General features: G+C 52.3%; 22 protein-coding genes. 8 read left to right on the top strand and 14 right to left on the bottom strand.

Annotated features, from left to right (window positions below):
* Window positions 1–48: 48 nt before the first annotated feature.
* From BN2684_RS21640 to BN2684_RS21615, 6 genes are all read right to left on the bottom strand, one after another.
* Entirely contained in the window at window positions 49–1,248 is a 1,200-nt protein-coding gene (locus BN2684_RS21640; RefSeq protein ID WP_058304677.1) for an MFS transporter, read from the bottom strand.
* A 60-nt stretch (window positions 1,249–1,308) separates the two neighbouring features.
* Window positions 1,309–2,337, bottom strand: a complete 1,029-nt coding sequence (locus BN2684_RS21635) for an ROK family protein (RefSeq protein WP_082652120.1) — start codon at window positions 2,335–2,337, stop codon at window positions 1,309–1,311.
* A gap of 269 nt (window positions 2,338–2,606) precedes the next feature.
* A complete protein-coding gene (locus tag BN2684_RS21630; protein WP_058304157.1) occupies window positions 2,607–3,809 on the bottom strand; it encodes an iron-containing alcohol dehydrogenase in 1,203 nt (400 codons plus the stop codon).
* Complete coding sequence (locus BN2684_RS21625; protein ID WP_058304156.1) at window positions 3,803–4,969, bottom strand: MalY/PatB family protein; 1,167 nt, start codon at window positions 4,967–4,969, stop codon at window positions 3,803–3,805. Before BN2684_RS21625 ends, BN2684_RS21630 begins: the two co-directional genes overlap by 7 nt.
* Window positions 4,970–4,988: 19 nt before the next feature.
* Window positions 4,989–5,837, bottom strand: coding sequence for a DUF3737 family protein (locus BN2684_RS21620; RefSeq protein WP_058304155.1), 849 nt, complete (start codon window positions 5,835–5,837; stop codon window positions 4,989–4,991).
* 295 nt (window positions 5,838–6,132) lie between these two features.
* Complete coding sequence (locus tag BN2684_RS21615; protein WP_058304154.1) at window positions 6,133–6,510, bottom strand: VOC family protein; 378 nt, start codon at window positions 6,508–6,510, stop codon at window positions 6,133–6,135.
* Between the two features lie 341 nt (window positions 6,511–6,851).
* Here BN2684_RS21615 and BN2684_RS21610 point away from each other — a divergent pair, with 341 nt between their 5' ends.
* From BN2684_RS21610 to BN2684_RS21580, 7 genes are all read left to right on the top strand, one after another.
* Window positions 6,852–7,430: a CD3073 family putative ECF transporter S component gene (locus BN2684_RS21610; RefSeq protein WP_058304153.1), complete on the top strand. Its 579-nt coding sequence runs from the start codon at window positions 6,852–6,854 to the stop codon at window positions 7,428–7,430.
* On the top strand, window positions 7,420–7,932 hold the full coding sequence (locus BN2684_RS21605) for a CD3072 family TudS-related putative desulfidase (RefSeq protein ID WP_058304152.1): 513 nt from the start codon (window positions 7,420–7,422) through the stop codon (window positions 7,930–7,932). The genes BN2684_RS21610 and BN2684_RS21605 overlap by 11 nt, the downstream gene beginning before the upstream one ends.
* The gene (locus BN2684_RS21600) at window positions 7,929–8,771 is read left to right on the top strand and encodes an ATP-binding cassette domain-containing protein (protein ID WP_058304151.1); all 843 of its coding nucleotides are present in this window, start codon (window positions 7,929–7,931) and stop codon (window positions 8,769–8,771) included. The genes BN2684_RS21605 and BN2684_RS21600 overlap by 4 nt, the downstream gene beginning before the upstream one ends.
* Entirely contained in the window at window positions 8,756–9,637 is an 882-nt protein-coding gene (locus BN2684_RS21595) for an ATP-binding cassette domain-containing protein (RefSeq protein WP_058304150.1), read from the top strand. Before BN2684_RS21600 ends, BN2684_RS21595 begins: the two co-directional genes overlap by 16 nt.
* A 34-nt stretch (window positions 9,638–9,671) precedes the next feature.
* Window positions 9,672–10,463 carry an energy-coupling factor transporter transmembrane component T family protein gene (locus BN2684_RS21590; protein WP_058304149.1) on the top strand — a complete coding sequence of 264 codons (792 nt, stop codon included), beginning with the start codon at window positions 9,672–9,674 and terminating at the stop codon, window positions 10,461–10,463.
* A gap of 188 nt (window positions 10,464–10,651) precedes the next feature.
* Window positions 10,652–10,960: a hypothetical protein gene (locus BN2684_RS21585; RefSeq protein WP_058304148.1), complete on the top strand. Its 309-nt coding sequence runs from the start codon at window positions 10,652–10,654 to the stop codon at window positions 10,958–10,960.
* Between the two features lie 23 nt (window positions 10,961–10,983).
* Entirely contained in the window at window positions 10,984–11,274 is a 291-nt protein-coding gene (locus tag BN2684_RS21580; RefSeq protein ID WP_058304147.1) for a hypothetical protein, read from the top strand.
* Between the two features lie 34 nt (window positions 11,275–11,308).
* Here BN2684_RS21580 and BN2684_RS21575 read toward each other — a convergent pair whose 3' ends face one another.
* The 3 genes from BN2684_RS21575 to BN2684_RS21565 all read right to left on the bottom strand — a co-directional run bounded on the left by BN2684_RS21575 (window position 11,309) and on the right by BN2684_RS21565 (window position 12,971).
* Window positions 11,309–12,091, bottom strand: coding sequence for an alpha/beta fold hydrolase (locus BN2684_RS21575; RefSeq protein WP_187385792.1), 783 nt, complete (start codon window positions 12,089–12,091; stop codon window positions 11,309–11,311).
* 150 nt (window positions 12,092–12,241) lie between these two features.
* Window positions 12,242–12,610, bottom strand: a complete 369-nt coding sequence (locus tag BN2684_RS21570; protein ID WP_058304146.1) for an ArsR/SmtB family transcription factor — start codon at window positions 12,608–12,610, stop codon at window positions 12,242–12,244.
* Window positions 12,611–12,650: 40 nt separating this feature from the next.
* The gene (locus BN2684_RS21565; protein WP_058304145.1) at window positions 12,651–12,971 is read right to left on the bottom strand and encodes an ArsR/SmtB family transcription factor; all 321 of its coding nucleotides are present in this window, start codon (window positions 12,969–12,971) and stop codon (window positions 12,651–12,653) included.
* A gap of 283 nt (window positions 12,972–13,254) precedes the next feature.
* On the opposite strand from BN2684_RS21565, the gene BN2684_RS21560 reads away from it, so the two are divergent.
* On the top strand, window positions 13,255–13,791 hold the full coding sequence (locus tag BN2684_RS21560; RefSeq protein WP_234340294.1) for an acetylglutamate kinase: 537 nt from the start codon (window positions 13,255–13,257) through the stop codon (window positions 13,789–13,791).
* A 102-nt stretch (window positions 13,792–13,893) separates the two neighbouring features.
* Here BN2684_RS21560 and BN2684_RS21555 read toward each other — a convergent pair whose 3' ends face one another.
* From BN2684_RS21555 to BN2684_RS21535, 5 genes are all read right to left on the bottom strand, one after another.
* Window positions 13,894–14,706, bottom strand: a complete 813-nt coding sequence (locus BN2684_RS21555; protein ID WP_058304144.1) for a DUF2935 domain-containing protein — start codon at window positions 14,704–14,706, stop codon at window positions 13,894–13,896.
* Between the two features lie 222 nt (window positions 14,707–14,928).
* The gene (locus tag BN2684_RS21550; protein ID WP_058304143.1) at window positions 14,929–16,149 is read right to left on the bottom strand and encodes a VWA domain-containing protein; all 1,221 of its coding nucleotides are present in this window, start codon (window positions 16,147–16,149) and stop codon (window positions 14,929–14,931) included.
* A 3-nt stretch (window positions 16,150–16,152) separates the two neighbouring features.
* On the bottom strand, window positions 16,153–18,576 hold the full coding sequence (locus BN2684_RS21545) for a DUF5682 family protein (RefSeq protein ID WP_058304142.1): 2,424 nt from the start codon (window positions 18,574–18,576) through the stop codon (window positions 16,153–16,155).
* Entirely contained in the window at window positions 18,534–19,625 is a 1,092-nt protein-coding gene (locus tag BN2684_RS21540) for an ATP-binding protein (protein ID WP_058304673.1), read from the bottom strand. The genes BN2684_RS21545 and BN2684_RS21540 overlap by 43 nt, the downstream gene beginning before the upstream one ends.
* Window positions 19,601–21,409, bottom strand: coding sequence for a HEAT repeat domain-containing protein (locus tag BN2684_RS21535; RefSeq protein ID WP_058304141.1), 1,809 nt, complete (start codon window positions 21,407–21,409; stop codon window positions 19,601–19,603). The genes BN2684_RS21540 and BN2684_RS21535 overlap by 25 nt, the downstream gene beginning before the upstream one ends.
* Window positions 21,410–21,412 lie beyond the last annotated feature (3 nt).

Here is a 21,412-nt window from a genome sequence, read left to right as displayed (position 1 = left end):
AACTCAGTTAAATATTATATTTTCAATAAACAGAAATTCCCTCTTCTACTAAATGAGCTCTCTCCGCTTAGACAAATAACCGTACAATATCAACCCGGTCACGGCACATAACGCCGCGCATAACCCGATCACACCATAACCGGCCTGAAGGCCGCGCAGCAGCCCGACTTGAGAATCAGCGCCGGCAAGCTTCTTGACGGTTTCGATGACTCCCCCGATGAGATAATTGCCGATCACACTGCCAAGACCCATCAACGTAACCGTAAAGGTGATGGCGGTATCGCTTCCGTTCGGGTATCGTTTGGCAATAAACGCCATAACCGTTGGATAGATCATCGCAATGCCTATCCCCGCCGCAGCAAAAAGGAACGCGAAACCTTCCCCGCCGATAATGCCGGCAAACGTGCAAACCGCTGAAAAACCCGAAAAAAGGATCAACGATAAGGTAAAGCCGATTCGATCGGTCAGAGGACCGAGCAAAAGTCGCGCAAGTGCAAAGCATAAGAAAAAGGCAGAAAGCATGCCCGAAGCCTTAACCGTATCCCAATGATAAGCCTTTTCCAGGAAGTTGACGAGCCAGCCTCCGACGGCCAATTCCGATACGACGCCAAACGAAAGCACAAACACCATGAGCCATAATACCGGATCCTTCATCAACGCTTTCAAGGGAATACGATCCTCATGCTGAATGTCATCCCCCGGAAACGTACTGAACAAGGCGAATACGATCGGCACTAGAGACAAGAGAAGCATCACGAGATACATCCCGCGCCAGTCGAGCGTATATCCGTTGACAGTAATTCCCATCAGGCCTGTTGCGATGAGCGGTGCAACTGTCGAGCTAAGGCCATAGAAGCCGTGGGATAAGTTCATCATCGTACCTGTGTTTTTCACAAAGATTCGAGCACCGAGGATAGCTAACCCGATCTCCAGCATCCCGTTGCCAATATACATCAGGAAGTACGATGCCGAGAACATGAAATAGTGATGGGAAAAGAAGATAAGCACACCTGAGAGCGTCATCGATGCGAACGCCATAATCGTGACCAGCTTAATTCCCCATATCCGAGTTAGATAAGCCGTGAAGGAACAAGCGATCAAATAGCCGAGAGCGTTAAGGGATAGCAAGGTGCCGAGCTGTGATTCATTCAGCATAAAGTCATACTGGATGCGTGGAATGGCCGGTCCTTTGATATTTTCCGAAAAGCCAAATATGACGAATCCCAAAAAGATGGTTGCCAGCTGCATGGCATAAATTTTGTTGAATTTACTAGACTTTTTCTCCACTCGATGGTTTCTCCTTCGGTTCTATCTTTTCTCGATGAGCTGCAACCGGTAGGTTAAGGACTCCAAAGTCGCCGTCACCAACCCTTTCATGTATTCCTGCTGCGTATCTCTTTGAATAAAGAGCTCCGGCATATGCTTTTGCGGAATGTCCTTCAAGCAGCCCTCATAGAGGTTGTTCAATTGACTCTCATGGGGAAGCTCGCCGGTTATCGCGATCGTTACCGGGTTGATGATCGCGATGATGGAGGTTAACGTATGGACAGCTAACCGGACAAACCCTTCATCGGTATCCAACTGCTGCAATTGTTCCTCGCGCGAGACTCCAAAGGGTAAAAAGGAAACCTCGCCGCCAAATTTGGTGTTGCCGGATAAAATACGTCCGTCTACGATGAAACCGGCTCCGGGAAAATGATTTTTCGGAAACGTAACGATGGCAAACGTTTTTTCCTCTTCGAAGTTTTGCAAAAGGTAAAAGCCGTAAACCGTCATGTTCATATCGTTTTCGATGGTGACGGACAGCTCGTATTTATCTTCGAAATAGGCACCTAACGGCTTGCCTGCAAGATCCGGAACATCGCAGACGCCGATGACTCCACGATGGACGACACCCGGGATTCCGATGCCGATCGCTTGAACATTACGGTTTTCGCTAACCAGCTTTTCGATAAGCTCATCCAGCACATCGACATCGATATGCGACAGTACCTTTGACTCTTCTCGGATGACATCTCCAACCAGATCGACGATGCGGCAATGGATGGAGTGTATGCCACCCTCCGTCTTTACCAGCAAACAAACGACACTGCCGAAGTCAGCGTTATACTTATACGGTTTGGCCGGCCTCCCGCCGCTTGATTCTTCCGGCTCCAGCTCAATGACTTCGCCTGATGCAACTAGCTCGTTCAAGATGGTGCCGCAGGTGGCCACGCTCAGCTTGGTGAGGCTGGCGATCGACGCCTTGGTTCCGATCCCCTGTGCCTTCAGCGTGTTCTTGACGAGCTCCACATTCATTTTTTTTACTTGAATCGTATTGTGCGTAACCGGTTCTATTTTTTGCTCACCCCATTATCCAATACTTCTTATAACTGTTTTAATAAATGAAGTGTATGACATCTTTTTTCGTTCGTCAATCCCTCTTTTATGGTTTTGGATCGGCTCATCCTTATAATGGCGGCGAATTCGTTGAACGAAAAGGTGTGGAATCAATCGGAAAGTCGAAATAAAAGAGACATTCTCCCAAAGAGAACGTCTCAAATAAGCGAATACCTGTCGCATGGAATGGATCGTATAACCGGCAGGCGTTCGCCTTCCCCTTCCATTTACTCAAACACTTCCTCGTAGAGGTGAAGGACTTCGTCGGCGGTTAAGGGATGAGTTGCCGCTAAGAAATTGTGGCCCAAGCCCCCTACCCGGATCGTCTCCTCGGCCATCACCTTCAGAGCCTCTTGTTTTATACCCAGGTTCTTCAGAGTGTCCAAGGTCCCAATTTCCTTAAACCATTCCTGCACCGCTTCGATCGTCGCATCGCAAGCTTCCAGATCATCTTCGTGCTTGACCTGAAAAACTTGACGGCCCAAACGTGCTAAACGCTGGGGACGATCTTTGCGAATGATTTGGCGAAAATAGGCCGGTGTAAGGACGGCTATCCCACGGCCATGAGAGATATCATAAAAGGCGGACAAGGTATGTTCGATTTTGTGGACCGGATTGCTCCCTTCTCTTCCTGCACTGGTTAGGCCGATTAAGGCGAGGGTGCTGGTCCATATCAGATGAGCGCGAGCATGATCATCTTCTGGGTTCTCAAGCGCCGGTTTGGCGTATTTCACCACATTGCGCATAAGGCCCTCTGTAAGTTCATCCTGTACATCCGCATTCTCATCTCCCGTCATATATCCCTCGTACAGATGAGCGAAGATGTCTACGGCCCCGTCTGCCGTGTAATGGGCTGGGACGGTATACGTTAATTCCGGATCAAGAATCGCAACTCGGGGGAATAATGCCGGTCCTGATACTCCAGCCTTTTCCTTTGTTTCCCAGTTGGTGATGACCGCATTCGAATTCGCTTCAGAACCCGTTGCCGCCAAAGTCGGAATCGTAATGACAGGAAGAGCTTCCTTAACGGGCTGCAATTCTTTCCAGAGGCCTGTCTTGTTTCCCCGAATATATTCATGAATGGGTCTACCGGAAATGGCAACAGTCGCGATGGCTTTGGCAGCATCCATTGCAGAACCGCCGCCTAAAGCGAGAATCAAATCACAATTCTCATCGCGAGCCATTTGTCCGCCTCGATCTACTGTCTCGGCTCGCGGGTTAGGCTCGACCTGATCAAATACAACGAATCCGACACCAGCTCCCTCAAGTGACTTGATCACCTTGTCTAGAGCCCCCGTTTTTTTCGTCGAGGAACGGCCGGTGACCACAAGTACCTTTTTGGCGTGCTCTCTCACAATTTCGCCTGTTCTGCCTACTTCGCCTTTGCCAAAAATGATTTTCGTTGGGATGTGTAACGAGAAATTTAACATACCGATGACACGACGCTCGCCAGTCTTTCCAAGCCCTCAGCCAATCGCGCTCTTGGACATGCGATATTGATCCGAAGAAATCCTTCGCCCGCTTCCCCGTATATGACGCCGTCCGTTATTCGTAGGCGCCCTTTCTCCAGGATTTTTTGGCTGAGCTCTTTTGAGCTTATCCCAAGGCTTCTACAATCGACCCACATCAAGTAAGTGGCTTCCGGGAGTACGGTCTTCACTTTCGGCATCCTTTCCTTAAGAAAGGCCATGAAAAAATCGCGATTTCCCTCGAGATAGTCCAGCAATTGATCCAGCCATTCCTCCCCCCATGTATAAGCGGAGATCAAGCCTTCAATTCCAAAGACATTCGGTTCGATCGCCTCATTTCTGTTTAATGATCGATTGATTTTCTGGCGATTCTCGGCGTTTGCCGCGATGATATTGGAGGTTTTGAGACCGGCGATGTTGAAGGTTTTGCTGGGAGCTGTACATGTGACGGAGTTCATGAGAAAAGGTTCACTTAAAGAGGCGAATGGAATAAATCGAGTACCTTTATACACCAAGTCCCGGTGAATTTCATCGACCACAACCAAAACGTTATGGCGCAAGCAGATATCGCCTAAGCGTTTCAGCTCGTCCTCGCTCCAGACTCTCCCTACGGGGTTGTGAGGATTGCACAGAATGAAGAGCTTTACTTTCTCATGGGATGCCTTTTCCTCAAAATCGGCAAAATCGATCTCGTACGAAACTCCATTGAACGTAAGCTCGTTTTCGACGATTACGCAACCATTATTGGTAATGGAAGACGCAAAGTGATTGTAGACAGGGGTTTGAATCAGGATGCGATCCCCCGGCTCCGTAAAAGCTTGTACAATCGCGGAAAGCGAGGGGATGACTCCCGTACTGGCTTCAATCCATTCCTTCTTGATTGTAAATTGATGACGCTTCTTCCACCAGCCAATCTCAGCTTCATAATAGGCATTAGGAAGAGTGGCATAACCAAATATGCCGTGCCGTACCCGTTCTTCTAAGGCTTGAATGATCGGCTCGGCGGCCTTGAAGTCCATATCCGCAACCCACATGGGGAGAATGTCTCGCTCTTTTGTGTTCGCCCACTTCACACTATTCGAGTTTCTTCTATCCAGGATTTGATCAAAATCGTACTTCAATGAAATGCCTCCTCTTTGTTTATCGATCAACCTTCGCGTGGATAATAATCTGCGTATTGGAGCCGTCCAGTTCGGGATCGTCCCAAATAAGCTCATCGATCCCCTCAGCCTGTATGACTCCACCGAGTGGATTCTTCACGCTGTGAATCGTGTTCTTGATATCCGCTTGAACAGTGGAATACTCAAAGCATAAGTCCGTATCGATCATCTCGCAATTTTCCATAACCAGGTTCTCCGTGTAACACAAGGGCTGTGTTCCTTTGATTTTGCAGTTCACGAGCCGCAGGTTTTTGGAATACCAACCGAGGTATTCTCCATCGAGAACCGAGTCATAGACCGTAATATCCTCCGAATTCCAAAAAGCATCCTTGGAAAGAATCGTGCTGTTTCGAACTACTCCTTTCTTAACATGCTGAAAGGAATAATCACCCTCTAATCGGAAGTAATCCAAGTCGATATCGCTGCCATGCAGCAATAAGTAGTTGCCCTTGAAGTCCGAATCCGAAATCTTTACGTTGGCACAGTCCCACAACGTTTCATTCGTATTCATGATGGTTTTTTGGATGGTGATCGTATGAGCATCCCGGAATATTTTTGGCGCATCCACTCGGCAGTTGCTCATGAATACCTCGCTGGTGTACCAGATCGCCGCACGACTGCCGTCAGCGAAATAGCAATCCTGAATATCGACTCCCGTATGATGCCAGAATGGATATTTGCTCGAGAAAAAGCAATCGATCGCCTGCACATTCCGGCTCTCTTTAATCGCGGATTCCCCGGGAAGAAACTCGCTATCCTTGATGATCACATCACGAACCTTGTACAAAGGCCGTTCTCCCTCAAAGGTTTCATTTTCAATTACTCTCATAAGGCTCATCCCTTCTACCTAATTCTATCACGATATGGGCTGGGTGGGTACGTAAGCGAACAGCAAAAGGCTAACGAACCATGTAAGGTCGGCAGCCCGTTTTACGACGGATCATTTTTTGAATGAATGTTTCTTTCAGACGTATCAAAGAATTTGATTCGAAGTACGGCAGTTAGCGATATTATGGCACATCGAGTTCACTCGAAGTCAAGCGATAATTACAAGCAGATCGGCATTAAAAAGAACATCCATCAGGATTGATGGATGTTCGTCACGTATTAGATGCTTTTTGAGTTTATTTTTCCATGACCGCAAAATAGTTGTTTTCATCGTCTGCAAAATTGAACACTCTTCCCGAGGGTAGGGTGACCATCTCTCCCACCGTAATTCCTTTCTCCGCAAAGTCTTGATACAGGGCATCAAGCTTGTCCGAGAAAAACATGATGGAAGGGGTGCCAAGGTTCATCGACGGATCCATCTTGGCCACGAGTTCCTTGTTGTGCAGAATGAATGTCGTCTCCGCTTCAATAGTCGGAGCGATTTCAATCCAATGCATTCCTTGGCCATTATCTTCTTCAGACACGATAACAAACCCAACCTTCTCCGTCCAGAATCGCTTGGCTTGATCTTGGTCATTGACATATAGCATGACCTGTCCAATTTGATGGATCATCTGCGGTTCTCCCTTCGGATATGAAGAAATCTGTAACGATTATTTTCTTTTAACCATTTCAGTATACTTGATTACCTGCGTTTTATCCTCTCCACCCCCTTCATCACATCACGGAATGAATCATAATTGAAATAAATACCATTGACGCAGCGGAATTTCTGATTAAAATAAAACTCAATAATACCCATGCATTTACTTGGATATTAAATCGTCTGTAGCGCGGACCTAACATATCCGTCGCGCTCGTTATGTACAAAGGGGGCTTCTGATTCATATTCACTGCATCATGAGTTTGATTGCGGGTACTTTTATGAATCTATGAATCTTTAGGAGGAAAATCGATGAAGCAGAGAACACTTGTCATCACCCTTGGAGCCCTCGCCATTGCCATCAATGTCATTGCGGGGACGGTTGTCAGCAACTTGAAAATCCCTTTTCTCTTCCTCGACACGGTCGGCACCATCTTCATGGCAGCTACGTTCGGTCCGCTTTGGGGAGGGGTTGTCGGTTTACTGACGAACCTTGTGCTCGGCGTCACCTCCGGCTACACCGCCATCCCTTTCGCACTGGTCAATATTATTGTCGGCCTCGTTGTCGGTTATGCCTCCCGTAAAAAAGGCTTCACCTTCTCTTCCGCTCTCTTCTCCGGCATCATTCTGGGCGTCTTGTGCCCGGCTGTCGGTTCGGTTATCGCCATCGGCTTATTCGGCGGATTGACCGGCGGCGTGCAGGACGTTGCCGTTCTCTGGCTGAAGCAGGCGGGAACCAGCTTGTTTGCGGCAGCCTTCCTGCCGCGCCTCGGCGAGAATCTGATCGATAAGATCCTATCGGCTTTGCTTGTCTACTATGTCGTGAAAAATTTGCCGCAATCCTTGATCAAACGACCATCGGTCCGAAAGGGCAGCTCCCGTGCAGCGTAGTAAGAAAATCCTCGTCGCCTCCCACTGCGTAATCAATCAGAATGCGGTAGTAGGAGGCGAGGCTCGTAGTCCAGGCGTCATGAAAGCGGCAGTCGACTGGACCTACGAGCAAGGGTACGGACTGTTCCAGCTGCCCTGCCCGGAATTTACCTTCCTCGGCCCGGAGCGTCCGCCGATGACGTTTGAGGAATATGATACACCTGAATTCCGCGCACATAATCGGAAGATTCTGCAGCCAGTAGTGGAGCAATTGAAGACCTATCAAGATCACGGGTATACCCTTGTAGGCGGACTTGGTATTGCCGGTAGTCCCTCATGCGATCCTGGTAAAGGCGTATTCATACGAATTTTTCTGGAGCTGACGGCTGAAGCGGGGGTCGATATCGATTTCTTCTGGCAGATTCCCAATACACCGGAAGGGCATTTCGATCCGCACGATCCGGGCAGCCGCTTCGGACCCACCCGCTCGATCTCACATGCGGAAGGCGGATCCTCCTCATGATCAAGATTCAGGATGTTACGTTCTTCTATGACGAAACCAGTGAACCTTCTGACAATGCCGGCGTTAAGCCGGCATTGTCCCATCTTACGCTCGATATAATGCCGGGTGAGTTCGTTGCCTTCCTGGGCCGCAACGGTTCAGGTAAATCCTCTCTTTCACGCTTGTTGAATGGAATCGAGCTTCCGACCGAAGGCGAAGTTGTCGTTAACGGGCTGGCGACAACTGAACCTCATTCGATTTCAGCGGTTCGCCGGGCGGTGCAAATCGTCTTTCAAAACCCGGAAAATCAGCAGGTAGGCTTGACCGTAGGCGAAGACATCGCCTTTGGTTTGTCCAATATCGGCTATCCTCAGGAGAAGATGGCAGACCGGATCACCTGGGCTATCCAGCTTGTTGGTCTGGAAGCCGATGAGGAACGTCCGGTCAGCCATTTGTCCGGCGGTGAGAAACAGAAGCTTGCTCTTGCCTCTGTGCTCGCGCTAGCTCCGCAGTATCTCATTCTGGATGAAGCGACATCCATGCTCGATCCGGTCGCGAGAAAGCAATTTGTTGAAACCCTGCACGAAGTGAGAGCTCGCTTCCCGTTCACCTTACTTTATATCACCCACCATTTGGAGGAAGTGATGACAGCCGACCGCTGGATGCTGTTCCGCGAGGGAAGCTTGGTCGCATCCGGGTCTCCCGCAAAGTTGGAACGGGATGAAAGTCTGCTGGAGGAATGCGGACTGGAGCTGCCCTATTATCACGCCTTAGCCGAACGGCTGCGCCAACATGGAATACCCGTCACTTCCTCGCTGGATGAGGCGGAATTGCGAGGTGTCTTATGCAGATCCAATTAGACCATGTCTTCTATTCCTACGGGAAACAGCGTAGAAACAAACCGCTCCCGGAGCCATTGGTGCTCGCTGATCTGGAGCTGATGGTGGAACGCGGCGAAATGCTTGCCGTCGCCGGCAAATCGGGTTCGGGCAAATCGACCTTTCTTCAATTGATCAAGGGGTTTCTGGCTCCTTCCAAGGGCAGCCTCCTTCTGGATGGAACCGATCCACGGCTGAACCGCAAGTCCGAACGGTTCGACCGGGTCGGCTTCATTTTTCAATATCCAGAGCATCAGCTCTTCTCCACCACCGTATTCGACGATATCGCCTTCGGCTTGAGAAGCGCCAAACTGTCACCAGAGGTAGTGGAGGCAAGAGTCCATCAGGCCATGCAGGCCGTTGGGCTGGATTATGAACAGTTCAAGGATCGCAGTCCCTTTGAGCTGAGCGGTGGCGAAAAGCGGCGTGTGGCGATTGCCGGAGTCGTGGTCCTGGAGCCGGAGGTCATGATTCTCGATGAGCCGACAGCCGGGCTTGATCTGCAATCGCGGACGGCTCTGTTCGAGCTGCTGCATGCCATGAACCGCGAGCAAGGAATTACGGTGATCTGGGTCAGCCATCAATTGGAAGAGATTCTTGCACACGCCAATCGGATGATTGCGCTGCAAGCCGGTCGTTTTATTGCGGACGGTCCCCCTTCCATTCTGCTATCCGATCCTCGGCTGCTTGATGCATTCGGCTGGGAAGAGCCTCCTGCTCTGGTTGTTACCCGCCTTTTGAGGGAATATGGCATCGTCCGGGAGGATCGGCCGCTCACCAGTGAGGAAGCTGCCGAAGCGATCATCCGTTATCGTCAAGCCAAGCCGCTGACGGAAGCAAGCCGCTAAACCTTCGTCAGTTTAAGGAAAAGAGGGAATCGGGATGTCCAGCACAGCATTTTACCTGTATCAGAAACGGAATTCATGGCCGGAGCGTTGGGATCCTCGGATCAAAATTGTGAGCGTCCTCCTGTTCGGAGCTGCCCTGCTGATCACACGCAATCCCGAGCTTAAGACCGTGCAGCTCCTGCTTCTCTTTATCGTATGGGGTATGGCACGCTTGCCTTGGCGCACGCTTCTGTATACTCTGCTTTCCCTTACTCTATTTTTTGCATCCACTATGATCTATCAAGCGATTCTGTTATCCGATCCAGCCGATGTCTTCATTGCCGCAGGCCCGCTGCATTTCTCGACCCGAGGAGCGCTTAACGGTCTCATGATGTGCGAGCAGATCGCCGGAATCGTGCTGCTGCTGTCGCTCTTGGTTCGAACGACCTCACCGATCGTACTCGCCGAAGGGTTGGAGCTGCTGCTGAAGCCGCTCACAAGGTGGCGGTTGCCCGTCCACGAAGCGGTCATGATGTTCTCCATCGCACTGCGGTTCTTGCCCATCCTGGTCGAAGAATTTGACAAGATTCGCAAAGCTCAGATCGCCAGAGGCGGCGGGTTTCACCGCAAAGGCGTGTTCACCCGTTTCGGCGGTGTCCTGCCGATGCTCATGCCTTTGTTCGTCATGTCGATCCTACGAGCCAAAGAGTTGGCTATCGCCATGGAATCCCGCTGCTATCAAGGCGATGAAGGACGAACTCCCATCCGCAACTACCGGTTTCAAGCGGTTGACTATGCGGTTCTCGGCTTTTCGACACTCCATTTCCTCCTCATTTGGATTTGGTAGCTGCGTGCCTTGTGATAATCGTAAAACCAACATCATTCTCTTGTGCGTCGTCAGGAAGCAGCGGCAGACCATGACTTTCTTTACGGAGTCATCGTCTGCCGCTGTTTTCGATTGGAGTCAGCACCTCTTCTAGGCAAACGCATATGCTGAATGTAGTACAGAAATCTCATGCATGCGGAGGGTAAATGATGAGTATCCAGCAAGCAGGGCAAACCGAACAAGTGTTGTATCAAGCTGATTCCTCTACAGTGAACACGATAAAAGCTACGCGAGATCGTCTTCATCAGGTATGCAAGCAGTATGTGAACCACCTGATTCGTGTGCAGACGCTCGATGGAGACGTTTTTGAAGGGATTCTCTTAGGCTGCAGCAACGGGGTTCTCTTCTTAAGGCAATCGGGGGCAGTTGCCGTTCACCGGTTTATGCCTTATTCCGCAAGCTCCGATATCTTGACTCTCGTCCTTTTCGAGCTGCTCGTCATTACTTTGCTTATCTAACTATAACCAAGGAGTGAACCGACATGGCGTTTATGCCGCCGCAAGGACCGCAAGGAATGCAGCAAGCCCCCACCTCTCCTCCTCCGCAATTTACACCCCAACAGCCCGCAGCAACTGCTTTTGCCGTTGATCCCGGAGCGATATCGGGATGTCTGTTCCGGTATACCTTCATCTGGCCGCGATTCGGAAACGGTTTTTGGTTTTTCCCGACGTTCGTCGGACGCACTTCCGTTGCCGGCTTCCGTTGGACGGGAAGGACCTGGGTTTACTCGGGGCTTGACTTAAGGTTCATTCAATCGTTTACCTGCGTTTAAGAGTATGGATGAGAAGAGCGGCGACTGCGCTCCGTTAACCCCGGATGGCATTCGCCGCTCTTTGCCTTGCCTGTACAGATTCCAGAAACAAAAGAATGGCATCATTCACCGCGATCGGGTACTCTCGTACCATATGCGGGCCATGATTTCCGCCCTCAACAACGAGATAAGAAGAACCTGGAACGAGTGAAGCCAACTCCTTGACTTTCGCCTCCCCGGCAAACGGGTCCCGTTCCCCCGTGATGAAAAGTGTCGGACACGAAATGCAGCCTAGCTCATCACTCGTCAACTGCGGGTACAGGCGCCAATCACGGGCGGATTGCCTCATGTATTCCTGCCAATTTCCTCGATGCGCTTCCTCGTGCCGTTCGATCATTTGCTCGATCGTATCCTGCTTTCCATGCTCGATGAGCCATTCGGGTTCATACTCGTCTGCCCCGGCCGGATCGCAAATCCCGCTCGTCCCGATCGTGGTCAAAGAAGCAATTCGATCTGGGTGCCGAACCGCAGCATAGAGACCGACATTTGCGCCAAGACTGTACCCGATGAGATGGGCGGACGAAATGCCGAGTTGCTCCATGAACGCCACGATATCCTCTGCAAGCTGAGGAGTGGACCAAGACAGACTCTCACATCGAGTCCTTCCATGGCCGCGGAAGTCCGGGTAATAGCAAGCGTAGTTCTTTTGAAAATCCAACAGCTGACTGGCAAAAGCCAATATCCCGCGTGAATAGCTGCTATGTAAGAAGATGACGGGAGCGCCTCTCCCCATTTTCTCGTAATACATATCCAAGTCTTTTACTTGAACATAAGGCACTCAAACTCGACCTCCTAACCCTCACTTCGAATTCGAATAACCGCATTCATCAACCGAGCGGATGACGAGCGTAAAAAAACCGCTAATCCAATAATCTTTCAATTCGATCAGCGGTTCTTTGCTACAGACGAAGTTGACTTACGCTCGATATTACCCTCTCAGCTCGCTAATATGAACCAAGCCTTGGTCAAAAATCTGTTTGACATGCTCATCATCCAAGGAGTAATAGACGATTTTCCCTTCCTTCCGGTTCTTCACCAGCTTCGCTTGCTTTAACACCCGCAGCTGATGGGAGATCGCGGATTGGGTCATATTGAGCAGAGCGGCGATGTCGCACACGCACATTTCCGCTTCGTCCAACGCCCAAAGAATCTTAATCCGGGTCGAATCACCAAACACCTTAAAGAGCTCGGCCAAGTCGTACAACGATTCTTCTTGAGGCATTTTTTCTTTCACTTTATTCACAACATCCTCATGGATGACGTCACAGCTGCATTTTTCCGCCAAGTTGTTTGTCATGAGTTACGAACACCTCTTTCGTTAGGGGTAATTTGAATATTCAGGATTGGTCCCGGAAAAGGCAGCACAGAGACGGAGAAAGCAAGTGATTCATCTCCTCATGATTCAAGCTGTAATAGCTCCAGGTACCCTTCGTTTTCTTTAAAATGAGATTCGCATCCAATAGAATTTTCAAATGATACGACAGCTTTGATTGTTGCATGCCGACTCGGTCACTCAATTCACAGACGCAAACCTCTTCTCTTCGGCATAGCTCGAACAGGATTTGAAGCCGCTTCTGATCGGCCAAGGCCTTGAATTTCCCTTCGAAGCCTTCGATGTCTACAGCAGAATGTTGGTCGACAGGTAGAGGCGTCTCCATCTGCATCCCTCCTCACTTGGCAGCTAACGGCTACATGGCTTGTTGCGCAGATGATTCCTTTTCAAGAGGTTGATCAATTAATTTTGATAAATGGAATATACGATAGATGAGCCAAAAAATCAAATGCTTCACTGACTTCTATAGTCAAGCACCCGGAAACCGCCCTGCCTATATACTGTGGAAAATGGCAAAAGGCGGTGTGATTCCCAGCATGTACTCTTACTCGCCAAATGAGTATTCCTATGCGTATAGACCGGCTCCTGCAACGATATGGACACCGGCAATGGTGAAATTGAATCAAGATTTGCGTTTGTTATGGTCTCAGCATGTGTATTGGACCCGACTGGCGGTGAACAGCATCGTCGGGAAGCTTCCCGATGAAAAGGCGACGCTGGAAAGGCTTCTTCGAAACCCGAAGGATTTCGCGGCAGCATTAAAGCCGTATTATGGCGCCGTAATCGCCAATCGGTTTGCCCAGCTGTTTACGGAGCATCTGACCCTTGCGGCCGAGCTTGTGAAAGCTTTGCGTGACGGGGATTCTCGGGCAGCGGCGGATGCCAACAAGCGCTGGTATGCCAACGCGGATGAAATCGCCGATTTTCTTAGCCGCATCAATCCTTTTTGGTCCAAGGAAGAGTGGCGAAAGATGCTCTATGAGCACTTGCGGCTTACGACCGAGGAAGTCTCCACTCGTCTTGCTGGAAATTATGCGCAAAATGTCGCCTTAAGCGATCCCATCGAAGCCCAAGCGCTCGGAATGGCGGATGTGATGACAAGAGGGATTGTCCGGCAATTTCCATCTGCCTTCCGACTTTCATGAACATGGCATTTCATAGGAAGAAAGAACAATGCAAAAAGACCAAGTATCCTCCTGTTCAGGTGCTTGGTCTTTCTTGATTCAATTGTTCTATGCTGCTGAATCTCATGGAGTCGCTGGCAGGCCTGATTTTCCGGCCAAGCTTGCTTCAAAGCTATCGATGATCTCAAGAAAATGCTGGGCTTCTCGGAAAACATGGTCCGCCAAGAGCGGATGAATGATGCTTTTGATTCGGCAGGCTTCAATGAGGTCTTTTGCTGTTTTCTTAAAGTCACGGAGAGCTTTCACGGATACCCGGTTTTGGTCCAGGAACTGGCCGAGAAGCGGCTTCGTCTGCGATTGTGGGCGCATGGAATCCAAATCCCTTGCCTGGAACAATAACTGGTCAAACTCATCGCTGAAATGGTTGGCCTGGTCCACGAGCTTGCGCTCGGAAGGGTCGAGCAAATGGCTGATGAACTTCGCATGGTCCGCCATAATTCTCAGGAAGAATACGTTTTCGTCAATGATGGCGTCGGGCAAGGGTTCCAGTCTTCCCTGATTTAACTCCTCCAGCCGATTTCGGAAATAGTTCGCCTCGCGGCTCACGTGGTCTACAAGAAGAGGAAAGTTGTTTGCACCGGGGAGCTGGCAGGTCAAGATCAAGCCAAGGATCTTCCTCTTGAAAGCCCAAATATGGGAGACTGCCGTATGCACCTCTTGGTTAAAGCGCTTGATCACATTCGGATCGGTGCCGATGGTGAACGCATTCGCCTGATTTTCGATTTTCTCGAAGACCGCATAAAAGCCATTAGCCTCATTAATTAATTGCGTATCTTCGCAACGAAATCCCAACCGCAAAAACAATGAATGCTCCTTCATGATTCGCGACCAAAATCGCAGCTCTTCCAGCGACCGCGCCACAAATTCATCCGACATCGGCAGCACTCCTCCTTGGATATCTTCCTCCCATTCCTATGGAGCAGAGCTTGGTCTTTATTCCCCGTCCTTCACCGTTTCTTGAATCGTTCAAGATTTCATCTTCTCACTTCGCTATGTGCCCGATCTCATTAATAAAAACCGATCAAGAACGATATGTTCCTGATCGGCAAAACGATCGACTCGCTTATTTGCATTGCACCCAAATCACAGGCTGCTCATTCAAGTTCCGGTACGCTCGGCAAGCCGCTGCAGATCGACCCCCTTGAGCGCGCCTTCGATGAGCTCCGGCAGCTTGTCGGGAGAGCAGCCGAAGCAGGGAATGCCGAATTGGGCCAGCTTCTTCGCAACATCTTCATCATAGGAAGGAACGCCATCATCCGCCAGTGCGAGCAAGCAGATCGTCTTCACTCCGGATTCATGCATGTCTCTGAGTCTGCGGATCATCTCTGTCCGATTGCCGCCTTCGTAGAGATCGGAGATCAAGAGGAAGATCGTCTTTCTCGGTTCCGTGATGAAGCTTTCGCAATAGGTGATCGATTTGTTGATGTCCGTTCCTCCACCCAGTTGAATGCCGAACAGCATGTCGACGGGGTCATCCGCACATTGCTCGCTCAGGTCGACGACCTCGGTATCGAAGGCGACCACATGTGTGTCCAGTGACGGGAGGCTTGCAAAGATCGAGCCTGCGATGGATGCGTAGATGACGGAGTTCGCCATGGAGCCGCTTTGGTCGATATCGAGGATGACCGTCCATTCCTTGCTTCTGCGGGCGCGGTCAAAAAAGTAGACCTTCTCCGGAATCAGCAGCTTGCGCTCGGCGTCATAATGCTTCAAGTTCTTACGGATCGTGGTGGTCCAATCAAGACCGGTTGAGGAAGGCAACGGCGAATGCTGCCTGCGGTTGAGAGCTCCCGTTACTGCGCGGGTCAAGTCCTGTGCCAACCGCTTCACAATATCATCGACGACCTCTCGGACGAGCTTCCGAGCCGTCTCCTTCGTGCGCTCGGGTATTTGTCCTTTCAACGTCAAGAGAGTCGCAACCATGCCGATATCAGGCTTCACCTGCGATAGCAGCTCGGGTTCGAACAAGAGCTGAGTCAGCCCTTTCCGCTCCACTGCATCCGCCTGGATAACCGACACGATGTCCGGCGGAAAAAAGGATCGAACATCGCCCAGCCATTTGGCGAGCTTGGGTGAGGATGCACCGAGGCCGGCTGTGCGCGAACGGGCTGGCCCCGTATTCGAGCTGCCAGAATCGGAGCCGGAAGCCCCGGACGTCCCGTCATAGATGGCCGCAAGCGCGTCATCCATCAGGGCACCCTCCCCGTCTAGAAGAGCCTGCCCTGCGGCATCTCCTACCGCCTGCTGCAGCCGTTCTTCGGAGGCGGCTCCCAGAATGAGCCTCCAGCGTTTTACTTGTTCCGGATCGAGTGTGGTCATAGGCTACAAGTCTCCAAAGTCAAAATCGTTAAGTTCATCGAGCTGCTCCTTCTCTTCCTCGTTAAGTGGCTGCTGAAGGACTTCACCCGTCTGTTCAGAGCCGACACCCCAGAGATCGCCCATCAATTCGGCGATGGTCGCCTTCTCTCGCGGCTCGAACGTCCCGAAGGCTCTGCGGAGAAACACGAGCGACCGCTTGAACGCATCCACATCCAAGGAGGCGATGTAGGAATCAAGCTGTCTCCACAGATAGTCACGAGACAACAGCGCGTACCGGTTGCGCATAGCCAGCCCCTCGAACCAGCCGGCGCCGAGATCCGCCGGAATGCCCGGCGACAGTCGACGCGATACTTCCCGGGCACACTCTTCTTCTCCGATATCGTTAAGCTCAAGAAGGATGGAAAAGGCATATCCCGACAGCTTGGCATTCCGGTCGTCCCGAGCCGCCAACTCCTTCAGCTTCGCCATCCAGAGCTGTTCTGCCACGGTCTCAGCATGCTCTCGGGCAACCCCGTGCATGGCACGGATGGCTTCCATCTTGCTTGCCGCGGCATCATCATTACAATTCGCAGCTTCCAGAAGCATCAGGGAACCGCGCAGGAACAGCTGTTGGAGAATCGGAACGAGCGCTTGCGTATCCATCCTTCGAATGGAGCCGAACTGAAGCAGAACCGACAGCTCGTGAACGGTAGCCGCAATCTGCTCGAAGTTCCCGGAATCAACGGCAAGCCCTTGTAGGGTTCCCGTCGCTTGCCCCATGATCTGCGGCAGCCCGCATTCGCATGATTTGCGAATCAATCGCGCAGCCTCGGCAATATCGCTGCAGGCGGACAGCTCTTCATGAAGTGCGTAAGCCGTAGCCAACTCGACGGTCTCACCCTTCAGTGTCGATTCCACCGTTTCGATCTCAGCCTCCGGCGACCATTGCAGCACCCAATGCTCCGCCCAGGAGGCATCCGCCTGCCGGATCTGCTGCTTGCGGGCGAATCGGATTCCGAGCGCGGCCAGGCGATGCAGGAAGATCGAGCGGTTCAAATCGAGAAAAGCCGATTCCTCCGATTTCACCTTGCGGTTTTCTCTTAGATCCAGCTCCAGATCGGCTGCAACCAAAGATTTGTATTTCTCCAGCTTCAGCCGCTTCAACTCGCGGTTCAGATCATCCTGAACGGGTGTTTGGCTGACCCCCTCCGGCAAGCTGCCGATGGCGGTGCCGATATCTGTTCGCGCCAGAGCTTCGGCGATGACTGCGAAGTCTCCATAACCGAACAGCACGGTGGCCGCATCCCGAAGATCCTTCCAAGTTGGCTGGTCTCCATCATGCAGAGCAGCGAGCGCTACCGCCAGCCGCACTCCTTCGATGACGGAAGCGGTTGACCGCCATGTACCCTGCTCGCGTAAGTGCCGAGCAACCGATGACAGGTACAAGGCGGGCAGCTTATCCAGCTCGTCCTGCTTCATGCATTGCCATAACAGCTCAAAATAAGCCGGGGCGGCATTCCCCGCACCATAACCGGAATGCGAGGACAGCTTATAATACGAATAAGGCATTAAGGTCATTCGCGTGGCAACTCGAGGCAGCTTGTCCAGCTCTTCGTCGGTCATGGCCGAATAACGACTGTTCAAAGCCGGAGTATGATGAGCGCCACTTACGACGACAATCCGCTCTGGCAAATGTCCGGCTGTTACGGCGGCTTCAATCCTGCGCCGCATGAACGCTTCGCGAATTTCATTGTAGGCCGATTCCTGCGGAGCCAGCTTTCGCTCATCCTCCTCCGTCAAGTCTCTCATTTCGCTGGAATAGTGAAGGATGGCGCTCTGGTAAGAGCCCGGCTGCAGCTGGTGTTCGAAGCAACGCTCCCAATACGATTCGTAATCCGGCTCGCCGGAGAGCTCCGCGATCCGATCATACAGGTTTCGTTGAAGAGAAGCGAAGCCTCGCTCAGCTAATCGAGAAGGCGCATCGCCACCCTCTCCTTCCTCCTCTTCAGACCCATCTGCCTTCGCCGCGGGATCAAGATCTTCGATAGCATCGGCCACCACCGTTCGCCGGCGTTCCATGAGCGCCAAGGAGATATCCGTCGGCAGATCGATAAATTCCGCATGAGAGCCGTTTTGGGCGGCCCACTTGAGCGCTTGGTATTCGGGAGAGTACTCGGCGAATGGATACAGCAGCGTTCGAACGGGAAGTTGCTCCGTGTAGGCCAAGAGAGCGACCGGCGGAACGACTCCGCGCGAGACGAGCTGAGTCGCCAGCAGCCCGGCATCGCTCGGTCCTTCGATGAGGACGGCCGTCGGCTTCACCTCCTGAAGCAGAGCGAGCAGGTGATGAGAGCCGGCCGGCGACAGGTGACGAATGCCGAAATAATGCGGTCCGGCCGAGCCGCTCACCCGTTCATCTCCGTGCACGCGCTGTACAGGCTCCGCCATGACGCCCCCCGCTTTTTCATGACATTCTCCAAGTATTCCTTCCAGACGATCCGATCCTTCTCCTCGTCCTTGACGATCGCTCCCTGCAGCCCGGCCGCCACATCCTCGTCGCTCAGTTGGCCGCTGCCGAAGCTCCCAGCCAGCGCCATGCTGCCCGTCAAGAGCGAGATCGCTTCGGCGGTGGAGATGACGCCGCTCGGCGGTTTAATCTTCTCTTTGCCGTCCAGCGTCAGCCCGCTCCGCAGCTCCCGGAAGATGGTTACCACCTTGCGGATCGCCTCATCGTCCGGCTGTGCAGCCTTCAGCTCGTAATTCGCGGAGATTTCAGCGACGCGCCTGCGTACGATATCAATCTCCGTCTCGATGCTCGAAGGTGACGGAAGCACGAGGATATTAAAGCGCCGCTTCAAGGCGGCGGACATCTCGTTGACGCCGCGGTCGCGCGTATTGGCCGTCGCGATGATGGAGAACCCGCGCTCGGCGGCGACCTCTCGACCGAGCTCCGGTATCGAGATCGTCTTCTCCGAGAGGATGGAGATCAGGGCATCCTGCACCTCCGATGCGCAGCGGGATATCTCCTCAAAGCGTGCGATACCGCCGCTCTCCATCGCGCGGAGAATCGGGCTGCGAATCAGCGCTTGATCCGAGGGACCTTGAGCCAGCAGCAGCGCGTAATTCCAGGAATAACGCACATGCTCCTCGCTCGTGCCCGCCGTTCCCTGCACCACCTTGGAAGAATCCCCGTGAATGGCCGCCGTCAGATTCTCGGACAGCCAGGACTTGGCCGTTCCCGGTTCCCCGATCAGGAGCAGCGCCCGGTCGGTGAGCAGGGTGGCGATCGCCATTTCGATGAGGCGTTTGTTGCCGATATATTTGGGTGTGATCAGAGTTCCTCCCGCTTTACCGCCTGTGATGAACGTGAGTACCGCCTTGGGCGAAAGCTGCCACCCTGCCGGCTTGGCATCCCGGTCGGATTCCCGAAGAGCCTCCAGCTCTTGTGCATATAGCTTTTCCGCAGAAAGTCTTAAGACCGTTTGCTTTTGATCCATCCCCATAACCCCTTTCCACTCTCCTCTGGTTCATCCGACGCCGCTTCAAGCGCTTCGACGATTTCAAGCAATTCGTTTCTGACCGATTCGTAAGCGAGATTCTCCACATACCAACGGATTTCCGGCGCTTCGGATTTCGGCATGGAGGCGAGCAGCTTCTTCATTCGCCAGTCCACGTAGTAGATGCTGCGCGACGAGCTGTCATTCAGCACCTTCAGGAGCAGCTCCGGCGCCTTCTTATAGCCGATTCGGAACAGTGCAAGCAGCGTATTCCGGGTTGTTAGGTCGTGGAAACGGGCAGAGCTATCCAGCTTGGCGGTTAAATAAGACGTGATCTCGCGGTCAGCGCGATGTGCGAAGACACAGACGAAATCGAGCAGGTCTATCTGGGCAAAATGCTTCGCCCAGCGCGGGTCCCACGCGTCCTCAGGCACAACCGCCTCCGCTTCGTCGTCCAAATTTTGCAGTTGTGTAGCTGTTAACCGATTAATTGCCCGCTGCAATTCCTTGGAAGCGACCGTACGTCCTTTCATTTCGGGAGAGAAGCGGTCGAAAACCTCCTTCGGTGTGAGCAAGCGATAAGCAGCCAGGAAGCTGTACCGGATGAACCGATTCTTGTTAATCTGCTGAAGGTCCAGCACAAATTGGTTTGCTTCCAGGATGTCCAGCCCGAGCAGCAGCTCGGCGGCTTCCTCTTGAACAGCTTCGGTCTCCGGCACGAGAAACGCTTTTGTGGAAAGCAGCTTGCGCAGATAAACGAAGATGTCGTCCGACAGCTCTCGGTCCGCCTCTTCAAGACTGCGCAGATCGATATGAAGCTGCTGTAGCGCTGCCTCTAGCTCGCTGCCCGCACTCCCGAGGAAGCGATCGAGATCTTCATCCGCCTGGGCGATCAATCTTCTGTGAAGCTCAACGGAGCGGCATTCCTGAACGGCTTCGAGCGCCAGCTCTCGGTCCTTGGACGTCACAGCCTCGAACAAACGATCGATGGCCTTAGCCGAGCCCAGTTTGGATAATGCAGAATAAGCGGCTGCCCGAACTTCCTTGCGCTTCTCTCGGCTCACCTCGAGGAGCAGGGCTTCATGCTCCTTGTATTCACCGAGCATCGAGATCGCTGCTACCTTCAATTCGGGTGAGCCTGTGGTGGCAGCCTCCAAGAGAAGCTCCTGTACAGCGGCACCCTGCAAACGGTGAAGCAATCGAAGTCGGCGAGCATCCCCTTTGCCACCGTGTAGATCGAGCTGGCTCCGGAGCACCGGTACCGCTTGGATGCCGTATTCCGGAATCCAGTTCTCTTGGATGTAATCCGGTATTTCCGCATAGCTGTCATCGAGAGCCGAGCAAGCAGCCGGGAGCGCGCGCAGATCCAGGAAGCTGCGATCCTCATCCGCCTGTCGAAGCTGTTCCAGCCTGCCTTGTCCTTTGGTAGTGAGCGCTTCGATCAACGGCTGCAGCTTTCGGTAGGAAATGTCCGTGGTCAGCGTAAGACCTGCACCGTCAATCGTCTGCAGCTCTCCTGCCGTTTCCGTCTTACCTTGGGTATGGAGTACGGCGCTCAGAAGTGTCGCCAGCTCCAGCAGCTTAACCGGACTCTCTTCGCGGGAAGAAGAAACGAGAGTCTCGGCCGCATCGGCCAGCCGGTTGAATACCGGAGCAGATTCGCCGAGCTTTCGGAGCAGAGGGAGCAGCTTGCTCACTCGCATGTCGCCTTCGGCCAATGCGCTTCCGGCGATAAACAGGCGGCGAACTTCCAGCTGCAAGTCCGACAATAGATCTACACTCATGTT

The organism is Gorillibacterium timonense (genome assembly GCF_001457415.1).
Classification (GTDB): Bacteria; Bacillota; Bacilli; order Paenibacillales; family NBRC-103111; genus Gorillibacterium; species Gorillibacterium timonense.
This window is presented reverse-complemented; position numbering and strand designations above follow the sequence as displayed.